Here is a 359-nt window from a genome sequence, read left to right as displayed (position 1 = left end):
AAGGCAAGCACCGCCGAATCTTCATCGCTCAGATGCGCGAGACGAGTAAACAGCGACTGCATGCCGGTTTCGTTGTGCCCCACTTGATCGAAAAGCTCATAGCAGACATCCGGACTAAGTCCCGGACGGTAAGGCACGTCATGATCAAGCTGCCAGGAATCGATTCGATTGACGGGATCACCGGTGGCCACAAGATAGCGAGCCACGGAAAGGATCTTGTCGGCGTCACCGCCTGCGTTAAAGGAATTGCGCACGCATTCCCATTAGATGTCATACTAACTTTCGCCACCCCTTCAACCTTTCATGGAGTGGCAAAACATGCGATATTCGCAGGAGTTCAAAGACAACGTCGTAGCGCG

The 359-nt window shown here is 53.2% G+C and carries 1 pseudogene; it reads right to left on the bottom strand.

Going from position 1 to position 359, the window contains the following annotated elements:
• A pseudogene (locus tag GBM95_RS12125) lies at positions 1-206 on the bottom strand (IS1634 family transposase); the annotation flags it as partial.
• Between the last annotated feature and the right edge of the window lie 153 nt (positions 207-359).

Source organism: Sutterella seckii (assembly GCF_009183815.1).
GTDB classification, from domain to species: domain Bacteria; phylum Pseudomonadota; class Gammaproteobacteria; order Burkholderiales; family Burkholderiaceae_F; genus Sutterella; species Sutterella seckii.
This window is presented reverse-complemented; position numbering and strand designations above follow the sequence as displayed.